This window comes from Amycolatopsis sp. FU40 (genome assembly GCF_021903635.1).
Classification (GTDB): domain Bacteria; phylum Actinomycetota; class Actinomycetes; order Mycobacteriales; family Pseudonocardiaceae; genus Amycolatopsis; species Amycolatopsis dendrobii.
The window spans coordinates 4,881,777-4,899,057 of the sequence record NZ_CP091381.1; the positions used below are offsets into that span (position 1 = coordinate 4,881,777).

Sequence of the window (17,281 nt, forward strand, 5' to 3'; positions counted from 1 at the left end):
TCATCCCCGTGTCATGAAGGACTGGCCGAAGCCGTCGTCGCCGTCGTCGGAGTCGCCGGGCGGCCTGCGCACCGGAGACGGCTTCGGCGCGGATTCTTCTTCGATGCCGCCGAGATTCCGGACGTTGCGGTCCTCCCCGGGGTCCGGTTCCTCCGGCTCCGGCTCGGGAAACCTGGCCCGGTAGTTGCCGACGATCGTGTCCATCGTCTGCCGGTCGTCGCCGATCGTCTCCGCCATGACCTCGCCGAGCCGGTCCGGCAACCGCGCCTGCGCGCGCCGCAAAGTCGTCAGCACCGCCGCGGCGACCTGCGCGCCGGAGCACTCCCGGACCTGATCGGTGATCCGCAGATCGGTCACGTTCCCCGCGGAGTCGACCGTGACCGTGACCAGACCGTCCTTGCCTGTCTCGGTCACCGAGACCTGCCCGACCGCCGCCTGCATCGCTTGATACCGCTGGGCTTTCTGCTTCGCCTCAGCCACCATCCGGTCCACGCGCGCCGCCGCGTCGCCGGCGTCACCGGACAGCGGATCGCTCATCCCCGCATCCCCCGTTCCCCCGTTTTCGGACCCACCAGAGGAAACCACCGGCGTTCGAGGCACATGGTTCGCGCAAGGCAAGTTAGCTCGAATAGCCGAGCCGTTATGAGCAGTTAACTCGCCGTTTGCCCGGAATGCCCGGCAACCGGCCCCTCGGCATGACGGGCGGGTGGCGTCCGGATTGCCGGGATCCGGCGCGGTCGCGGCGAACCGGAAGTATTCACCCGCGCGCCAGATCCGGGACACTCGGCTCGTTCATGCTCTCCCCCGGGCGAGCGGCGGCCGGTAACTCCGGGCGACCGCTGTCTCGCCGTGAACACGTGGAGGAACGCACCATGGCGGGTACGAGTCGCCGGAACTTTCTGGGCATGGCGGGCGCTTCGCTCGCCGGGGCGGCGGCAGGCGGGCTGCTGCCCGGGTCGATCGGAAAGGCGCTCGCGGTCGAACCGGCCCGCCGATCGGGAACCATCGAGGACGTCGAGCACGTCGTCGTCCTCATGCAGGAGAACCGGTCCTTCGACCACTACTTCGGCACCATGCGCGGCGTGCGCGGCTACGGCGACCCGCGGCCGCACCTGCTGCCCAACGGGCGGCCGGTGTTCTACCAGCCGCCGGCGAAGACGCGCACCTCCCGCTACAACGGCCGCGGCCTTCCCGACGACGCCGAGTACGTGCTGCCGTTCCCGCTCGACGCCCTGCGCACCAGCGAGCACATCGCCGGCACCGACCACAGCTGGGGCAGCGGCGAGCCGCTCTGGAACGGCGGACGCTATGACGGCTGGGTGAACGAGAAGCAGGACGTGTTCACCATGTGCTACCAGCAGCGTTCCGAGCTGCCTTACCACTACGCGCTGGCCGAGGCGTTCACCATCTGCGACGCCTACCACTGCTCGGTTCCCGCCGACACCGCGCCAAACCGGATCATGCTCTGGTCGGGCACCATCGACACGCAGAACCGGCTCGGCGCCAAGCCGAACGGCCCCGGTCTGGACGAGCGCGCGAACACCAACGGCTACACCTGGACCACCTACCCCGAGCGGCTGCAGAAGGCCGGCGTCACCTGGAAGCTTTACCAGGGCGGCAGCGGCATCCCGGGCGAGCCGACGGACAACTACACGGACAACTCCCTCGAGTTTTTCGCGCAGTACCACCCGCAGGAGGGCGCTTCCGGCCCGCTGGTCGAGCAGGGCGTCTCGACGCACACGCTCAAGGAGTTCCGCGCCGACGTGCAGGCCGGGAAGCTGCCGCAGGTCACCTGGATCGTCCCGCCGTACAAGTACAGCGAGCACGCGGCGGCGTCCGCCAGCGACGGCGCGTACTACCTGAACCTCGTCCTCGACGCGCTGGTCTCGAACCCCGAGGTGTGGAGCAAGACCGTCTTCTTCGTCAACTACGACGAGAACGACGGCCTGTTCGACCACGTCGTCCCGCCGATGCCGCCGCTGCTGAACCAGCCGGGCACGGACGGCCTCGTGTCGCGGACGCTCTCGGCCAGCCTCGCCGACGAGTTCCTCGACTTCGACAAGCTGCGCCCGAGCACCGGAACCGGCCCGAGCGGCCACCGGCTGGCCGGCAAGCACCCGGCCGGACTCGGTTCCCGGGTGCCGATGTTCGTCGTGTCGCCGTGGTCGCGCGGCGGCTGGGTCTGCTCGGAAACCTTCGACCACACGTCGGTGCTGCGCTTCCTGGAAGCCCGGTTCGGCGTGGCGGAGCCGAACATCAGCGCCTGGCGCCGGTCCGTCTGCGGCGACCTCACCTCGGCGTTCGACTTCTCCCGCCCGCAGACCAAGCCGGTCGTCACCCCCACGCCCGCCCCGCTGCCGAGCAAAAACCAGCCGTTCTCGGTGAAGCTGCCGCAGGCGATGCCGAAGCAGGAGCCGGGCGTCCGTCCCGCGCGGGCGCTGCCGTACCGGTTCACCACCGCGCTCGCCGGGAACCGTGACGGGCACTCGGTTTCGGTGCGGTTCGCCAACGACGGCACCGTGGGCGCGCACTTCTACGTCTACGCGCACGGCGACTCGCCCCGCCGCTACACGGTCGCCGCGCACGACACCCTCACCGACACTTGGGAAGGCGCGCCGGGCACCGACGAGCACGGCAACTACGACCTGCGCGTGACCGGCGCGAACGGTTACCTAGCGCAGTTCACTGGCACTACCGCGGACACCACCGAACCCGAGGTGTCGGTGTCCACGAACAATTACGGTGCCCCGCTGCTGACGCTGACCGTCACGAACCCGGGCCGCCAGCGTCGGAAAGTGAAGCTGCGCAACGATTACAGCCGTGGTGCCGCCCGCACGATCGTGCTCGGCCCGGGCGAAACCCGCCGGGTGCCGTGCGAAACGGCGTCCGCGTTCGGCTGGTTCGACATCTCGCTGACCGACCCCGCCGCGCCGGGCTACCTGCGCCGGTTCGCCGGGCACAACGAGACCGGCCGACCGAGCTTCAGCGACCCCGGTCCGCGGCGATGATCCCCGCGGAACACGTTCGCGCATAACGGAAACGCCCGGCCGGGCAGTCCTGGCCGGGCGTTTCCGCGTCCCGATTGTTACGTCGATAGCGGCGCGGGCGGATCGCGCAGGCTCTCCGCTGGCGAAGCGGCTAAAGTCCGGCGCATGAAGCGCGCATCGGCGGCCGACGGGCTCGACCTCTACCTGCCCGTGTCCACCACCCGCCCAGCGCACGCGCTCGAAACGGCTTTGCGCGCCGCGGTCGTCGACGGCCGTCTCCCGGTGGGCACCCGGCTGCCCGCCTCGCGCGCACTCGCCACCGACCTCGGCATCGCCCGCAGCACCGTCTCCGAGGTCTACTCGCGACTCGCCGCCGAAGGCTGGCTGGAAAGCCGCGTCGGCGCCGGAACGTGGATCGCCGGCTTCCCGCGGCAGGCGCAACCAGCTGCCAAGCAACAACAATCGCCGCCCGAATACGAATTGCGCGGCGGCCTCGCCGACGCCGGAGACTTCCCGCGCAGCCAATGGAGCGCGCAAACCCGGCGGGCGCTGTCGGAAATGCCGGTCTCCGCGTTCGCCTACGCACCGCCCGAAGGAGTGCCCGAACTCCGCGACACCCTCGCCGGATACCTGGCCCGCACGCGCGGCGTCACCGCGGGGGACATCGTGATCGGCAGCGGCTTCGGCGACCTGCTTTCGTTGACCTGCCGCAGTATTCGCGCCCGCGGCGGCAAGCGGATCGCCGTCGAGGAGTACGGGCACGAGCGGCACCGGCGCATCATCGCCGAGTCCGGGTTGGACATCGTCGCGATCCCTGTCGACGCGGAAGGCGCGGACCTCGCCGGCACGAAGGCCGACGCGGTCTTCCTCACTCCAGCCCACCAATTCCCGACCGGGGTCCCGCTCTCCCCGGAACGCCGCCGAGCCGCCGTCGAATGGGCGAACGCCCGCGACGCGCTGATCCTGGAAGACGACTACGACGGCGAATTCCGCTACGACCGCCGCAGTATCGGCGCGCTCCAAGCCCTCGCGCCGGATCGAGTCGTGTACCTGGGCACGTCGAGCAAAGCGCTCGCCCCGGCCGTCGGCGTCGCCTGGGCCGTGGCCCCGCCCGATCTCCTCCCCGAACTGCTCCGGCAGCGGAACCTCAGCGGCGTCACGCCCAGCGGCCTGCACCAGCAGGTCCTCGCCCGTTTCCTCGATTCCCACGAGTACGACCGCGCCGTCCGCCGACGCCGGGCCACGTTCCGGACGCGCCGCGAACTGTTCGCCCGGCTCCTCGCCGAACGCACCCCGGACCTGCGGCCCGGCGGTCTCGCCGCGGGTCTGCAATGCCTGGTCGAACTCCCGGACACCGCCGCCGAAGAACGCACCCTCGCCGCCGCCCGCCAGTTCGGCGTCGCCCTCGAAGGACTCGCCGGCTACCGCGCACCCGGCGGCGACCCGGACCGCGCCGGGGTCGTCATCGGATACGGCGCGGTGTCGTCCGCCCGCGCCGCCCGCGCCCTCTCCTTGGCCGCCGACGCGCTGGCAAATGGTCTGAGTTACTAGCGTCAGATTGGCCGGGAACCCGGTCCATTCGCGACCTAATCTAGGTCCATGACAACGACGATCCCCATCCCCCAGCGCCTCGATTTCGACGCTCTGGCCCCGATTTTCTCCCGTGCGATGAGCACTTTGGACGACGCCGCCACCCAGCAGCTCGACCACGCCGGCATCGACCCGGCCCTGCGCGAACTGGTCCGCCTCCGCGCATCCCAGATCAACGGCTGCGCGTACTGCGTCGACATGCACTCGCAGGCCGCGCGCAAGGAAGGCGTCACAGCTCAGCGGGTCGACGCGCTCGCGGTCTGGGCGGAATCCGGCCTGTTCACTGCGGCCGAGCGGGCCGCGTTCGCGCTCACCGAGGACGTCACGCGCCTTTCCGAAACGCACGTGCCCGAGTCGACCGTGTCCGAGGCCGTCGCAGCATTCGGCGAGGAAGGCGCGGCCGCGCTGCTCTCGCTCATCACCGCCATCAACATGTGGAACACGGTCGGCGTGACGACCCGCTGCTGGTCGGTCAGCCCGGCATGACCACCGCGCGCACGGCGATCCGGCGGCTCGCCACCGCCCAAGCCCTGACCTCGGCGGGCGACGGCGCGGTGCTGGCCGTGTCCGCCGTCCACTTCACCACCAGGGTCGGCCTGCCGGCGGGAATCGTGGCGCTCGGGCTGTCGCTCGGCGCCGCGACGAGCCTGACCACCACCGTTCCGTTCGGGACGCTGCTGGACCGGATCGGCGCCCGCCGCGCACTCGCCGCGGCAACCGCCGCTGCGGTCGCGGGCCTGCTGCTGTTCGCCGTCGCGCACACCGTTCCGCTGTACATCGCCGCGTGCGCGCTCTTCGCCTGCGGGCAGAGCGCGCTCGCGGCGGGCCGCCAAGCCGTCGTCGCGACCGTGGTGGCTCCCGAAGGCCGCGTCCGGGCCCGCGCGCTGCTGCACACGGCCGTCAACATCGGCATCGGCGCGGGCTCCGGCATCGGCGCACTCGTCCTGGCCGCCGGAACCAACGCGGTCACCGTTTTCCTCGTCGACGCCGGATTGTTCGTCTTCGCCACCGCGCTGTACCTGCACGCTGGGCCGGACGCACCCACCGAACGCCAAACCGGCTGGCCAGCCCTGCGCGACCGCCGCTACGTCACCCTGACGGTGCTAGCCGCGGTCACCCAGCTGACCATGCCAATCCTCAGCGTCACGCTTCCACTGTGGATAGTCACGCGCAGTTCCGCTCCACAATGGACGTCCGCGGTGGTGCTGCTGGCCAACACCGTCCTCGTCGTGCTCCTCCAGCTGCCGATCAGCCGCCAGGTACGCGACGCCCACACAGCACGCCGATCCCTTGCGGTAGCCGGAATCTTCCTCATCGCCGCCTGTTCGGTCTTCGGCTCGCTCGGCGCTTCAGCACACCCGGTAGTCCTGGCGCTAGTGGGCGCACTCCTGCTCACCCTCGCCGAAGCGACCGCCTCCGCCGGTGCCTGGCACCTCGCGTTCAGCCTTGCCCCCGAAGGACATCAGGGCCAATACCAAGCACTGTTCGCCACCAGCACCGCGCTCGCCCGCATCACCGGACCGATCGTGCTGGTCCCGCTCGTGCTGACGTTCGGCTTCCTCGGCTGGACGCTCGCCGGGCTCGGGATGCTGGCCGCGGCCGCCGCGCTGGCGGCCATGGCCGTCCCCCGGCGGAAACCTCAGCGGAAAGCCGACTGCCCGGTGATCGCCTGACCCACCACGAGCGTGTGCATCTCGACGGTGCCCTCGTAGGTGAGCACCGATTCGAGGTTGTTCATGTGCCGGATCACCGGGTACTCCAGCGAAATCCCGTTCGCACCGAGGATCGTACGGGCGGTGCGGCAGATCTCGATCGCCTCGCGGACGTTGTTCAGCTTGCCCATGCTGACCTGCTCCGGCCGCAGCACCCCGGCGTCCTTGCGCCGTCCCAAGTGGATCGCGAGCAGCAACGCCTTCGTGTACTCGAGCGTCATGTCGACAAGTTTCTGCTGCGTCAGCTGGAACGCGGAGATCGGCTTCCCGAACTGCGTGCGGTCCTCGGCGTAGGACATCGCCGCCTGCAAGCACGAACGCGCCGCGCCGACCGAACCCCACACGATGCCGAAGCGGGCTTCGTTAAGACAGCTCAACGGTCCCTTCAGCCCGGTGACCTCCGGCAGCACCGCGTCCGCGGGCAGCCGCACGCCGTCCAGAACGAGTTCGCTGGTGATCGAAGCGCGCAACGACAGCTTGTGTTTGATCTCCGGCGCCGAGAAGCCCGGCGTGTCGGTGGGCACTACGAAACCGCGCACGCCCTTGTCGGTCTGCGCCCACACTACGGCGACGTCGGCGACGCTTCCGTTGGTGATCCACATCTTCCGGCCGTCGAGGACCCAGTCGTCGCCGTCGCGCCGCGCGCGGGTGCGCATGCTGGCCGGGTCCGAGCCCGCGTCCGGTTCGGTCAGCCCGAAGCAGCCGATCGCCTCGCCAGCCGCCATCGACGGCAGCCATTGCTGCTTCTGCTCCTCCGAACCCCACTTCCAGATCGCGAACATCGCGAGCGATCCCTGCACCGACACCAGCGAGCGGATGCCCGAGTCGCTCGCCTCCAGTTCCAAGCAGGCGAGCCCGTACTCGGTCGCCGACATCCCGGCGCAGCCGTAGCCCTCCAGGTGCATGCCGAGCACCCCGAGCGAGCCGAGGTCCTTGGCGAGGCCGCGGACGTCGGGCAGTTCGCCGCGCTCGAACCAGTCGCCGACGTACGGGTCGATCCGGTCGGCGCAGACCCGGCGGACCGCGTCCGCGATCGCCTTCTCGTCTTCGGTGAACAGGTCGCCGAGCCCGGCGGGGTCGCGCGGATCCAGCGGCGGCAGGGACTTCGTGGCGCTCATTTCTTCTCCTCTGCGAGCCAGCGGCGAATCTCGTCGCTGTGCTGCCCCAGCCGGGGCGGGGCGGTGTAGCGGGCGACCGGCGTCTCCGAATAGCCGATCGGGTGACGGACCTGGGGCGGCGAGTCGCCGACCGGCACGGTGGGCGCGAGACCGAGCGATTCCGCGAGCTTGAACCCGTCCGCGAGATCGCCGACCGGACCGGCGGGCACGCCCGCCTCGGTCAACCGAGCCGCCCACGCCTCCACGGTGTCGGCGCCGAGCCGCTGTTCGAGCGCGGCTCGCAGCTCCGGACGGTTGTGCACGCGTTCGGCATTGGTCGCGAACCGCTCGTCGTCGGCCAGTTCCGGAATGCCCAGCACCTCGGCGAGCCGGCGGAACTGGCCGTCGTTGCCGCAGGCCAACGCGAGCACGTCGTCCTTGCAGCGCAACGTTTCGTACGGCGCGATCGACGGATGCGAGTTGCCCATCCGGCGCGGCGCGCGTCCGGTCGTGAGATACGAGGACGCTTGGTTGGCCATCGAACCGAGCAAACTGGACAGCAGATTCACCTCGACCCGCTGCCCGCGTCCGCTCTGCTCACGGGCCCGCAACGCGGCGAGAATGCCGATGGTGGCGTCCTTCGCGGCGAGCACGTCGACGAGCGCGACGCCGACCTTCGCCGGTTCGTCGGTGCCGGTGACGCTCATCAGGCCGCCCATCGCCTGCACGAGGAAGTCGTAGCCGGGCAGGTCCGCGTCGCCGCCGAAGCCGGAAACCGAGCAGTACACGATGCCGGGATTACCCACGCGGACGGATTCGTAGTCGAGCCCGCGCCGCCGCAGGGCGCCGGAGCGGAAGTTCTCCACGAGCACGTCGGCGCGTTGGGCGAGTTCGCGCGCCAGCACCAGGTCGCCCGGATCGCCGAGGTCGAGCACCACCGACTGCTTGGACCGGTTGGCGCATTCGAAGTACGAGCTGGAGTGCGCGGTCCACGGCGGTCCCCAGCCGCGCGTGTCGTCCCCGGAGCCGGGCCGTTCGACCTTGATCACCGTGGCGCCGAGGTCGGCCAGGTTCACGCACGCCAGCGGACCGGCCAGCACCCGGCTGAAGTCCGCGACGACGACACCGTCCAGTGGCATGCTCACGAGCGCACCTCCTCGCTACGCATACTGGCATCAAAATACGTATTTACGCAACCCGCAGGTCCGGGTAGAGTTCCCGATCACCCGAGGAGAGAAAGCACCGATGCCGACGCACCCCACGCCGGACGGCCGCCCGAGGCCGCACCACCGGATGATCGACCGGGTGTCGACCATCCTGGAGCGGGCCGCGCGCTCCCGGAACGGGGTCACGCTCACCGAGTTCGCCCGCGAGCTCGACGCGCCGATGAGCTCGATCCAGGGCCTGGTCAACGGCCTCGTCGCCACCGGTTACCTCGACGAGCACGACCGCCGCTACTCCCTCGGCCCGGCCCCGTTCCTGCTCGTCCGGCTGGTCGGGCGCCCCACCGTCACCACGGTGTCGCACGAGGATCTCGAAGCGCTGCACACCGAAACCGGGATGACCGCGGTGCTGGCGATCATGGTCGGCAGCGACCTCTATTACGTCGACTACGCCTCGCACGACCCGCGGTACGCCTACCTCGCCGAAGGGTTCGTGCGCCGGTCGCCGATCCGCACGTCGACCGGCTGGATCTTGCTGGCCGCCATGGAAAACCGCGATCTGTGGCCGCAGATCGGCGCGCTGCCGCCCGCGGACGCGGAACTGGTCGAGCGCTTCGTGCAGGACCTGACGCGCATCCGCGCCGAGGGTTTGGTCGCCGCGCCGAATGCTTCCACCGAAGCCGACGGCGTGTCCGTCGCCGTGGTCGAGGACGGCCGGACCGTCGCCGCCGTCGGGATCATGGGCAGCCACACCGAAGTGGCCAACCGCAAAGCCGAACTGATCGAGGTGCTGGGGCGGCACCGTCGTGAGTGGCGAAGCGGGTTCTGACCGGCGCGAGCACGCACGACCCCAGCCCACCGACGTCGTGCGCGGCAATCACGGTTCTAACCGGGATCAACACTCACGAGCTTCGCCAGCACCTCGCCGCCCGGATCCAGCTCCTCCTCCAGTTCGGCCAGCTTCGCCGAGGCCCGCTGATACGCACTGCGCCCGCGCGGCGCGAGATACACCCGCACCCGCCGCCGGTCCTCCGCGTCCACCTCGCGATACGCCGCCGCGGTGGTGACCAGCCGGTCCACCACCCGAGTCAACGTCGGCCCGGTGACCAGCGTGCGCCCGGCCAGCTCAGTCATCGTCAGTCCGTCGCCAGCCACGAGCGCGTCCAGCACCAGCCAGCCGTCGAGGGTGAGCCCCTCCGTTTTGAGCAGCGGCTCGATCCGCAGCGTGACCGCCCGTGCGGTGCGGGTGAGCGCGCGGATCAACGACGCCTCGGCCGCCTGTGCCTGCCTCATCGCACCCGCCCTCGTTCCGCCCTTGCGCAAATGCCTCCGCATTGTAAGACTTTCAAATGGAAGCAAGTCAACCGGCAAAGAAGCCCGGAGCCGGCATGGGACTCGGAGTCGCCAGCCGCGCGAGCGCGTTGCGCGTCGCGCTGGTTGTCCCGCTGCAGGGACCGGCGGGCCTTTTCGGGCCTTCGTGCGAGGCGATCAGCGAACTCGCGGTCCGGGAACTCAACGACGCGGGCGGAATCCTCGGGCGCGAGGTGACCCTGGAAGTCGTCGACGGCGGCGCTCCCCCGGCCCAGGTCGCGTCGGCCGTGCGCCGGCTGGTCGACGCGGGCGAGGTCGACGCGGTCACCGGGTGGCACATTTCCTCAGTCCGCAACGCGCTCGCGCCAGTGCTCGCCGATCGCGTTCCGTACGTGTACACGTCGCTCTACGAAGGCGGCGAAAGCCGTTCTGGCATCTACTGTTCCGGCGAGGTTCCGCGCGTGCAGATCCAGCCCGCCCTGCGGTGGCTGCGCGACAACTGCGGCGCTCGGACCTGGTTCGTGGCAGGCGACGATTACGTATGGCCGCGCGGTTCCGCGGACGCGATCCGGCGCTACGCAAGGGAACTCGATCTCCAGATCGCCGGAGAAGCCTTCGTCGGACTGGGTTCGGGCGACATGGCACGGCTCGTCCGGCGGGTCGAAACCTCGGCGTGCGACGGAGTTCTGATGCTGTTCGTCGGACAGGACGCGGTCCGGTTCAACCGCCGGTTCGCCGCGCGCGGCCTTCACGAGCAGATGCTGCGCTTCAGTCCGCTGATGGAAGAAAACATGCTGCTGGCCAGCGGAGCCGAGGCGACCCGAAACCTCTTCGCGTCCGCCGCGTACTTCCGTTCCCTCGTCACCGCGGACGCGATGGACCTGCTCGGCCGCTACGTCCGCCTGCACGGCCCGGCCGCGCCGCCGCTCAACAACGCGGCCGAATCCTGTTACGAGGGCTTGCACACGCTCGCCGAACTCGCCCGCCGGGCAGGCACTCCGGACATGCGCGCCTTCAACGCCGCCATCGACGGCGTCGCCTACGACGGACCGCGCGGCACGGTCGAATTCCACGGCCAGCAAGCCGCCCAGCACGTGCACCTCGCCGCCGCCCAAGGCTGCGACTTCGATCCGATCACCCGGCTCTGACCCGTCCCGCTCCGCTCTTGACGACCGCCGTCCGCCCATTTATTTTCACCTGACAGTATTTCATCTGGTACCAACTGAGGAGCGTGCGATGAACAACGTCGGCCTGCTCTACGTCGGGGCGGTACTGCTGGTCAACGGGCTGATGCTGCTCGGGCGCGTGCCCGCGCGGTCGGCCGCCGCGCTGAACCTGTTCGTGGGCGCGCTGCAGTGCGTGACGCCGACGGTGCTGATCATCCAGGCGCACGGGGATTCCGAAGCGATCCTCGGCGCGTCCGGGCTGTTCCTGTTCGGCTTCACCTATCTGTACGTCGGGATCGCGAACCTCGCCGGGCTCGAACCCGAGGGCATCGGCTGGTTCTCGCTGTTCGTCGCCGGCGCCGCGATCGTGTACGCCGGTTTGGCGTTCTGGCGGCAGGACGATCCGGTGTTCGGCGTCATCTGGCTGTCCTGGGCTCTGTTGTGGGGCCTGTTCTTCCTCGTGCTCGGGCTCGGCCGCGAGGAACTGACCCGGTTCACCGGCTGGACGACCGTCCTGCTGAGCCAGCCGACCTGCACGCTGCCCGCGTTCCTCGCGCTCACCGGCGGCTACCGCTCCACCGCGACCGCCGCTCTCATCGCGGCGGCGGCCGCCGTCCTGCTCGTCGCCCTCGCCGCGGTGCTCGGGTTCCGCGGCCAGCCCCGCTCCGTCCACGACCGCGCCACGGCCGCGGCCTGACCCTCCATCTGAAGGAGAAATCCCATGCGACACGGTGACATTTCCTCGAGCCCGGACACGGTCGGCGTCGCGGTCGTGAACTACAAGATGCCGCGGCTGCATTCGAAGGCCGAGGTGCTCGACAACGCGCGCAAGATCGCCGACATGGTGGTCGGCATGAAGGGCGGCCTGCCCGGAATGGACCTCGTCGTGTTCCCCGAATACTCGACGCAGGGGATCATGTACGACGAGCAGGAAATGTACGACACCGCGGCCACCGTCCCCGGCGAGGAGACCGCGATCTTCTCCGCCGCCTGCCGCGAAGCCGACACCTGGGGCGTTTTCTCGATCACCGGCGAACAGCACGAGGACCACCCGGACAAACCGCCGTACAACACTTTGGTGCTGATCGACAACCACGGCGAGATCGTGCAGAAGTACCGGAAAATCCTGCCGTGGTGCCCGATCGAAGGCTGGTACCCGGGCGATCAGACGTACGTCACGGACGGCCCGAAGGGCCTGAAGATCTCGCTGATCATCTGCGACGACGGCAATTACCCGGAAATCTGGCGGGATTGCGCGATGAAGGGCGCCGAGCTGATCGTCCGCTGCCAGGGCTACATGTATCCGGCGAAGGACCAGCAGGTGCTGATGGCGAAAGCCATGGCGTGGGCCAACAACTGCTACGTCGCGGTCGCCAACGCGGCCGGATTCGACGGCGTGTACTCGTATTTCGGCCACTCCTCGATCATCGGTTTCGACGGCCGGACGCTCGGCGAAACCGGCGAGGAGGAATACGGCATCCAGTTCGCCCAGCTGTCGCTTTCGGCGATCCGGGACGCGCGCGAGTACGACCAGTCGCAGAACCACCTGTTCAAGCTGCTGCACCGCGGTTACTCGGGCGTGCACGCGGCCGGCGACGGCGACAAGGGCGTCGCGGACTGCCCGTTCGAGTTCTACCGCACGTGGGTCACCGACGCGCAGAAGGCACAGGAGAACGTCGAGGCCATCACGCGCAGCACGATCGGCGTGGCCGAGTGCCCGGTCGGCCAGCTGCCCGCGGAAAAGACCAAGCAGGCCTGATCCTCCGCCGGCCGCCGGTTCCGGTTTTTCGGTTCAGGGAAAGGACACCATGCCGTTCATCACCGACAGGTACCACGACCAGAACCGGAACCGGCGGCCAGCCGCTCCGGCCGCCGCCCCCGTCGCGTCCGCCCCGGACACCCCCGATGCTCTGGCGCAACGCCTGCGCAGCCGCGTCCTGGGCCAAGACCCAGCCATCGACGCCGTCGTCCGGGCCATCACCCTGGCCCGCGCGGGGGCGACCGAACCCGACCGTCCACCCGCGACAGTCCTTCTCCTCGGCCCCACCGGCGTAGGCAAAACCGAGCTGGTCCGCCAAGTAGCCGCCGCCTTGCGGTCCGGCCCGGACGACCTGTGCCGAGTGGACATGAACTCCCTCGCCCAAGAACACTATGCCGCCTCCTTCAACGGAGCCCCACCCGGTTACGCGGGCAGCAAGGAAGCCTTCACCGTCTTCGACCGGTCCACTGTGGAGGGTGACCCGTACACACCGGGCATCGTCCTCTTCGACGAGGTGGAAAAAGCCCACCCCACCGTCTTGCGCGCCCTCCTGGGCGTCCTGGACAACGGAATGCTGCGTCTCGCGAACGGCCAGGAAAAGATCTCCTTCCGCAACAGCTTCGTCTTCCTCACCTCGAACCTGGGCTCGAAAGAACTCGCCCGCCGCCGCGGTTCCCGCTGGCGCACCCTCTTGGACCGCGGCCACACCCGCCGCACCGTCGTCGACAGGGCCTTGCAGTCGTTCTTCGACCCGGAGTTCCTGAACCGCATCGACGAAACAGTGATCTTCGACGAACTCAGCCGCTCCACCGTCGAACAAGTCGCCCGCCTCGAAACCGACCTCCTGCGCGCGAGACTCCGCCGCCGCGGCGTCGATCTCCAGGTAGCCGAATCCGCTGTCCTGTTTTTGGCCGATCAAGGCTTCGACCCGGTCTACGGCGCCCGCGGCCTGCGCCGAACCCTCCGCACCCACCTGGCCGCCCCAGTAGCCGCGGAAATCATGCGCGTGCGCCCGACCGGCACCGCCCCACTGCGGATCACCGCGGCCGCCGAGGCCGGAACCGTCCACGCGACCGCCACCGATCCGGAGTCTTGACGCCGCGCGGCCGCCTCTCTAAGTTCTCCGGACATAGGACGTCGGACATCCCACGTCCGGAGCGAGAGGCGGTCCCCCAGTGCTCCCGAGAACAGTCACGCTTGCGCTCGCCGCAACGATCTTGAGCGTCATCCCGGCCCCGCAGGCCAGCGCACGCGGCGGCTGCACGTCGTCGACCCCGTTCGTCTCGGGCACCGAGGGCTACCACACCTTCCGCATCCCCGCGGCGGTCCGCGCGGCGGACAACTCCCTGATCGCCTTCGCCGAAGGCCGCCGCGACTCCCCCGGTGATTCCGGCGCGATCCAGACCGTCGCCAAAACCTCCCGCGACGGCGGCTGCACCTGGGGCGACCTGCGCGTAGTCGACAGCAACGGCGAAGCCACCGCGGGCAACCCGACCCCCGTCGCAGCCCGCAACGGCGACCTGGTGCTGCTGACTGTCCACAACGGACCCGTCAGCGAGAAAGCCATCATGTCCGGCACCGTGTCCCCTCAGGACGCCCGCCGGGTATTCGTCCAACGCAGCCCCGACAACGGCCGCACCTGGACCCAGGCACGCGACATCACCGCCACGACAAAACTGTCAACTTGGCGCTGGTACGCCACCGCCCCCGGCCACGCCACCCTCCTCCGCCACGGCCGCCACGCCGGGCGAATCATCGTCCCCGCCAACCACTCCAGCGCCCCGCCCGCAGGTTCCGCCGACGCGGGAACCGAAGCCAAGTACTACGGCGGCCACGACCTCTACAGCGACGACAACGGCCGCACCTGGCACATCGGCTTCACCGACGACCCGACCGACGGCGTCCTCGCCCCCAACGAAACCACCGCCACCGAACTACCCGACGGCACGGTGTATTTCTCGAGCCGCAACCAAGGCTCAGCCCCCGAACATCGCCTGGACGCCTACAGCACCGACGGCGGCCGCACCCTGACCCGCCCCTACCAAGCGCAGCCGGCCCTGTCCGGCCCGAAGGTAGAAGGCAGCGTCCTGCAAACGACCGACCGCCGCGTCCTGCTCTACTCCGGCCCCTCTGATCCGTCGGTCCGCCGCACGATGCAACTCAGGACCAGCTCCGACCGCGGCAAAACCTGGCAACCGTCCACCGTTCTCGCCGACGCCCCCGCCGGCTACTCCGACCTGGTACAACCGGACCGCTTCACCGTCGGAGTCCTGTTCGAAACCGGCGTCACCAGCGCGTACGAGAAGATCGAATTCCGCCGCTTGCCCCTTTCCTGACGGGCTTCCCCGGTAAAATCGCCCGCATGACGGACCCGTGGCTACGCCGCTTCCATCCCGCCGACGACGCCCCCGCCCGCGTGGTGTGCCTCCCGCACGCAGGCGGCGCAGCCCCGTTCTTCCACCCGCTGTCGAAATCGCTGTCCCCGGCCGTCGACGTCCTGGCAGTGCAATACCCCGGCCGCCAGGACCGAATGTCCGAACCGCCTCTGCGCACTATCGAAGAACTGGCAGACGGCGTCACCCAAGCCCTCCTGGCGTGGCTGGACCTCCCGGTAGTCCTGTTCGGCCACAGCATGGGCGCGACCCTTGCCTACGAGGTAGGGCTGCGCCTGGAGTCAAGAGGAACCCCCGCGGAAGCAGTGGTCGTCTCCGGCCGCCGAGCCCCGTCCCGCCTGGTCAACGAACAAGTCCACCTCCAAGACGACGACGGTTTGCTGTCCGAGATCGAAGGCTTGGCCGGCACTGACCCGAAGGTGCTGCGAGATCCCGAGTTGAGAGAACTGTTCCTCCCAGCCCTGCGCGCGGACTACACGGCCGTCGAGACGTACCGCCCGAGCCCAGGCCCGCTAGCCGCACCCATCCACGCCCACACCGGAGACGCCGACCCGCACGCCCCGGTGGACGACGTCCAAGCCTGGTCGTCCCACACAAGCGGCGATTTCACCCTGACCACTTACTCGGGCGGCCATTTCTACCTGGTGGACCACGCCGCCGCGCTGACCGACGCCCTCCTGAAACTGACCACGAGCGGACGCTGACTCCTCGACTCGTTCCGGTCCTCCCCGCTGTGCAATTCCTTACCGGACAGCCTGCTGTGCGACTCAGCCGAACTGCTGACGTTCCTCCCGCCGCCGCCCAACCATCAGCGCCTCCGAGGTCTGTCCGCCAAAGACGTTGATCGGCGCGCGAACCGACGGCATTCCATCGGCACCCACCGCCCGGCTTCGGCACACTTCCGCCCGCTCCACTTGCCATATCGCCGCCCGAACTCCCGTCCGCTCGCCAACCGGTCCCGCCCGGCCACGCCCGCACGACTGCCGCCCCGCCTGCACCGTCCATTCAAGCCGCTGCCTCGCCAGCCTCCCCCCTCGCCATATCCCGCGCCGTCCCCTCAAGCTGCTGCCTCGCCGCATCCCCGCGCCCTCCCCACAAGCTGCCACCTCGCCGCATCCCCGCGCCCTCCCCACAAGCTGCCACCTCGCCATATCCCCGCGCCCTCCCCACAAGCTGCCACCTCGCCATATCCCCGCGCCCTCCCCACAAGCTGCCACCTCGCCATATCCCCGCGCCCTCCCCACAAGCTGCCACCTCGCCATATCCCCGCGCCCTCCCCACAAGCTGCCACCTCGCCATATCCCCGCGCCCTCCCCATAAGCTGCCGCCTCGCACCCTCACCGCCTCGCCCGCTCAAGCCGCCGCCCCGCCAGCGTCACGTCGCCGCACCGTCCGCTCAAGCTGCCGCCCCGCTAGCCCTCGCCCCTCGTCACATCCCCGCGCCGTCCCCTCAAGCTGTCGCCTGGCCCCCTCGCCGCCTCGTCCGCCCAAGCCGCCGCCCAACCGGCCCCTTGCCGCCCCGTAGGCTGCGCCCCATGGAATTGCGCAGGATGTTCGCCGGGGTGGGCCGCAGCAAGGCATTCGCCGCGTTCGGCCAAGCGATGATGCCCGCCGACCGCCTGCTCCTCCGCATCAGCGGCGGCCGCCTGGGCGTAGGCGCGGCAGTCGGATTGCGCACCCTCCTGCTCACCACGATCGGCCGCACCTCCGGCGAGCCACGCCAGGTCCCGCTGCTGTACGTCGAACGCTCCGGCGGATACGTAGTGATCGGCTCCAACTGGGGCGGCGAACACCACCCCGCCTGGACCGCAAACCTCCTGTCCCGCCCCGACGCGACAGTCTCCGTCCACGGCCGCACGGTGCCAGTCCGAGGCCGCCTCCTGAAAGACGCCGAACGACAGGAAATGTGGGACGCCGTCGCCTCCTACTGGCCGGCCTACGACCGCTACGCCGAACGCGCCGCCCACCGCGAAATCCGGGTCTTCCTCCTGGAACGCACCAACCCTGCTGCTTGACCCGGCCTGTTCCGTTCCGGAATCCCCGAGTCCTCCGGCACGCTCCGCCCCTCTCTACAAGGCTCGCCCAGCCAACCCTCCCCGGCCG

General features: G+C 69.7%; 16 protein-coding genes. 12 read left to right on the plus strand and 4 right to left on the minus strand.

What is annotated here, in order from left to right:
* Entirely contained in the window at positions 1-537 is a 537-nt protein-coding gene (locus tag L3Q65_RS23340) for a YbaB/EbfC family nucleoid-associated protein (RefSeq protein WP_182893969.1), read from the minus strand.
* Between the two features lie 335 nt (positions 538-872).
* Here L3Q65_RS23340 and L3Q65_RS23345 point away from each other — a divergent pair, with 335 nt between their 5' ends.
* The 4 genes from L3Q65_RS23345 (at position 873) to L3Q65_RS23360 (ending at position 6,250) form a co-directional block, all read left to right on the plus strand.
* Positions 873-3,008: a phosphocholine-specific phospholipase C gene (locus L3Q65_RS23345; protein ID WP_237600802.1), complete on the plus strand. Its 2,136-nt coding sequence runs from the start codon at positions 873-875 to the stop codon at positions 3,006-3,008.
* Between the two features lie 144 nt (positions 3,009-3,152).
* Positions 3,153-4,538 carry a PLP-dependent aminotransferase family protein gene (locus L3Q65_RS23350; RefSeq protein ID WP_182893967.1) on the plus strand — a complete coding sequence of 462 codons (1,386 nt, stop codon included), beginning with the start codon at positions 3,153-3,155 and terminating at the stop codon, positions 4,536-4,538.
* A gap of 48 nt (positions 4,539-4,586) precedes the next feature.
* Positions 4,587-5,063 carry a carboxymuconolactone decarboxylase family protein gene (locus L3Q65_RS23355; RefSeq protein ID WP_237600803.1) on the plus strand — a complete coding sequence of 159 codons (477 nt, stop codon included), beginning with the start codon at positions 4,587-4,589 and terminating at the stop codon, positions 5,061-5,063.
* Positions 5,060-6,250 carry an MFS transporter gene (locus L3Q65_RS23360; protein WP_237600804.1) on the plus strand — a complete coding sequence of 397 codons (1,191 nt, stop codon included), beginning with the start codon at positions 5,060-5,062 and terminating at the stop codon, positions 6,248-6,250. Before L3Q65_RS23355 ends, L3Q65_RS23360 begins: the two co-directional genes overlap by 4 nt.
* Here L3Q65_RS23360 and L3Q65_RS23365 read toward each other — a convergent pair.
* Both L3Q65_RS23365 and L3Q65_RS23370 read right to left on the minus strand, forming a co-directional pair.
* Positions 6,217-7,407, minus strand: a complete 1,191-nt coding sequence (locus tag L3Q65_RS23365) for an acyl-CoA dehydrogenase family protein (protein ID WP_182893964.1) — start codon at positions 7,405-7,407, stop codon at positions 6,217-6,219. The genes L3Q65_RS23360 and L3Q65_RS23365 overlap by 34 nt on opposite strands.
* Complete coding sequence (locus tag L3Q65_RS23370; RefSeq protein ID WP_237600932.1) at positions 7,404-8,525, minus strand: CaiB/BaiF CoA-transferase family protein; 1,122 nt, start codon at positions 8,523-8,525, stop codon at positions 7,404-7,406. The genes L3Q65_RS23365 and L3Q65_RS23370 overlap by 4 nt, the downstream gene beginning before the upstream one ends.
* A gap of 106 nt (positions 8,526-8,631) precedes the next feature.
* Here L3Q65_RS23370 and L3Q65_RS23375 point away from each other — a divergent pair, with 106 nt between their 5' ends.
* Positions 8,632-9,378 carry a helix-turn-helix domain-containing protein gene (locus L3Q65_RS23375; protein ID WP_237600805.1) on the plus strand — a complete coding sequence of 249 codons (747 nt, stop codon included), beginning with the start codon at positions 8,632-8,634 and terminating at the stop codon, positions 9,376-9,378.
* 56 nt (positions 9,379-9,434) lie between these two features.
* Here the strand turns inward: L3Q65_RS23375 and L3Q65_RS23380 are convergent, their stop codons facing one another.
* Positions 9,435-9,842, minus strand: a complete 408-nt coding sequence (locus tag L3Q65_RS23380) for a MarR family winged helix-turn-helix transcriptional regulator (RefSeq protein WP_220507986.1) — start codon at positions 9,840-9,842, stop codon at positions 9,435-9,437.
* Between the two features lie 95 nt (positions 9,843-9,937).
* Here L3Q65_RS23380 and L3Q65_RS23385 point away from each other — a divergent pair, with 95 nt between their 5' ends.
* The 7 genes from L3Q65_RS23385 to L3Q65_RS23415 all read left to right on the plus strand — a co-directional run bounded on the left by L3Q65_RS23385 (position 9,938) and on the right by L3Q65_RS23415 (position 17,193).
* The gene (locus L3Q65_RS23385) at positions 9,938-11,008 is read left to right on the plus strand and encodes a substrate-binding domain-containing protein (RefSeq protein WP_182893960.1); all 1,071 of its coding nucleotides are present in this window, start codon (positions 9,938-9,940) and stop codon (positions 11,006-11,008) included.
* An 88-nt stretch (positions 11,009-11,096) separates the two neighbouring features.
* Positions 11,097-11,723, plus strand: a complete 627-nt coding sequence (locus tag L3Q65_RS23390) for an AmiS/UreI family transporter (RefSeq protein WP_237600806.1) — start codon at positions 11,097-11,099, stop codon at positions 11,721-11,723.
* Between the two features lie 24 nt (positions 11,724-11,747).
* Entirely contained in the window at positions 11,748-12,785 is a 1,038-nt protein-coding gene (locus L3Q65_RS23395) for an aliphatic amidase (protein WP_182893958.1), read from the plus strand.
* 49 nt (positions 12,786-12,834) lie between these two features.
* The gene (locus L3Q65_RS23400) at positions 12,835-13,881 is read left to right on the plus strand and encodes an AAA family ATPase (protein WP_237600807.1); all 1,047 of its coding nucleotides are present in this window, start codon (positions 12,835-12,837) and stop codon (positions 13,879-13,881) included.
* 121 nt (positions 13,882-14,002) lie between these two features.
* Positions 14,003-15,121 carry an exo-alpha-sialidase gene (locus tag L3Q65_RS23405; RefSeq protein WP_237600808.1) on the plus strand — a complete coding sequence of 373 codons (1,119 nt, stop codon included), beginning with the start codon at positions 14,003-14,005 and terminating at the stop codon, positions 15,119-15,121.
* Between the two features lie 26 nt (positions 15,122-15,147).
* Positions 15,148-15,882, plus strand: coding sequence for a thioesterase II family protein (locus L3Q65_RS23410; RefSeq protein ID WP_182893955.1), 735 nt, complete (start codon positions 15,148-15,150; stop codon positions 15,880-15,882).
* An 831-nt stretch (positions 15,883-16,713) separates the two neighbouring features.
* On the plus strand, positions 16,714-17,193 hold the full coding sequence (locus L3Q65_RS23415; RefSeq protein ID WP_182893954.1) for a nitroreductase family deazaflavin-dependent oxidoreductase: 480 nt from the start codon (positions 16,714-16,716) through the stop codon (positions 17,191-17,193).
* Positions 17,194-17,281: the final 88 nt, after the last annotated feature.

Coding starts and splice junctions, on each gene's coding strand:
- L3Q65_RS23340 (WP_182893969.1), bottom strand. CDS start 537: ATGAGCGATCCGCTGTCCGGTGACGCCGGCGACGCGGCGGCGCGCGTG.
- L3Q65_RS23345 (WP_237600802.1), top strand. CDS start 873: ATGGCGGGTACGAGTCGCCGGAACTTTCTGGGCATGGCGGGCGCTTCG.
- L3Q65_RS23350 (WP_182893967.1), top strand. CDS start 3,153: ATGAAGCGCGCATCGGCGGCCGACGGGCTCGACCTCTACCTGCCCGTG.
- L3Q65_RS23355 (WP_237600803.1), top strand. CDS start 4,587: ATGACAACGACGATCCCCATCCCCCAGCGCCTCGATTTCGACGCTCTG.
- L3Q65_RS23360 (WP_237600804.1), top strand. CDS start 5,060: ATGACCACCGCGCGCACGGCGATCCGGCGGCTCGCCACCGCCCAAGCC.
- L3Q65_RS23365 (WP_182893964.1), bottom strand. CDS start 7,407: ATGAGCGCCACGAAGTCCCTGCCGCCGCTGGATCCGCGCGACCCCGCC.
- L3Q65_RS23370 (WP_237600932.1), bottom strand. CDS start 8,525: ATGCCACTGGACGGTGTCGTCGTCGCGGACTTCAGCCGGGTGCTGGCC.
- L3Q65_RS23375 (WP_237600805.1), top strand. CDS start 8,632: ATGCCGACGCACCCCACGCCGGACGGCCGCCCGAGGCCGCACCACCGG.
- L3Q65_RS23380 (WP_220507986.1), bottom strand. CDS start 9,842: ATGAGGCAGGCACAGGCGGCCGAGGCGTCGTTGATCCGCGCGCTCACC.
- L3Q65_RS23385 (WP_182893960.1), top strand. CDS start 9,938: ATGGGACTCGGAGTCGCCAGCCGCGCGAGCGCGTTGCGCGTCGCGCTG.
- L3Q65_RS23390 (WP_237600806.1), top strand. CDS start 11,097: ATGAACAACGTCGGCCTGCTCTACGTCGGGGCGGTACTGCTGGTCAAC.
- L3Q65_RS23395 (WP_182893958.1), top strand. CDS start 11,748: ATGCGACACGGTGACATTTCCTCGAGCCCGGACACGGTCGGCGTCGCG.
- L3Q65_RS23400 (WP_237600807.1), top strand. CDS start 12,835: ATGCCGTTCATCACCGACAGGTACCACGACCAGAACCGGAACCGGCGG.
- L3Q65_RS23410 (WP_182893955.1), top strand. CDS start 15,148: ATGACGGACCCGTGGCTACGCCGCTTCCATCCCGCCGACGACGCCCCC.
- L3Q65_RS23415 (WP_182893954.1), top strand. CDS start 16,714: ATGGAATTGCGCAGGATGTTCGCCGGGGTGGGCCGCAGCAAGGCATTC.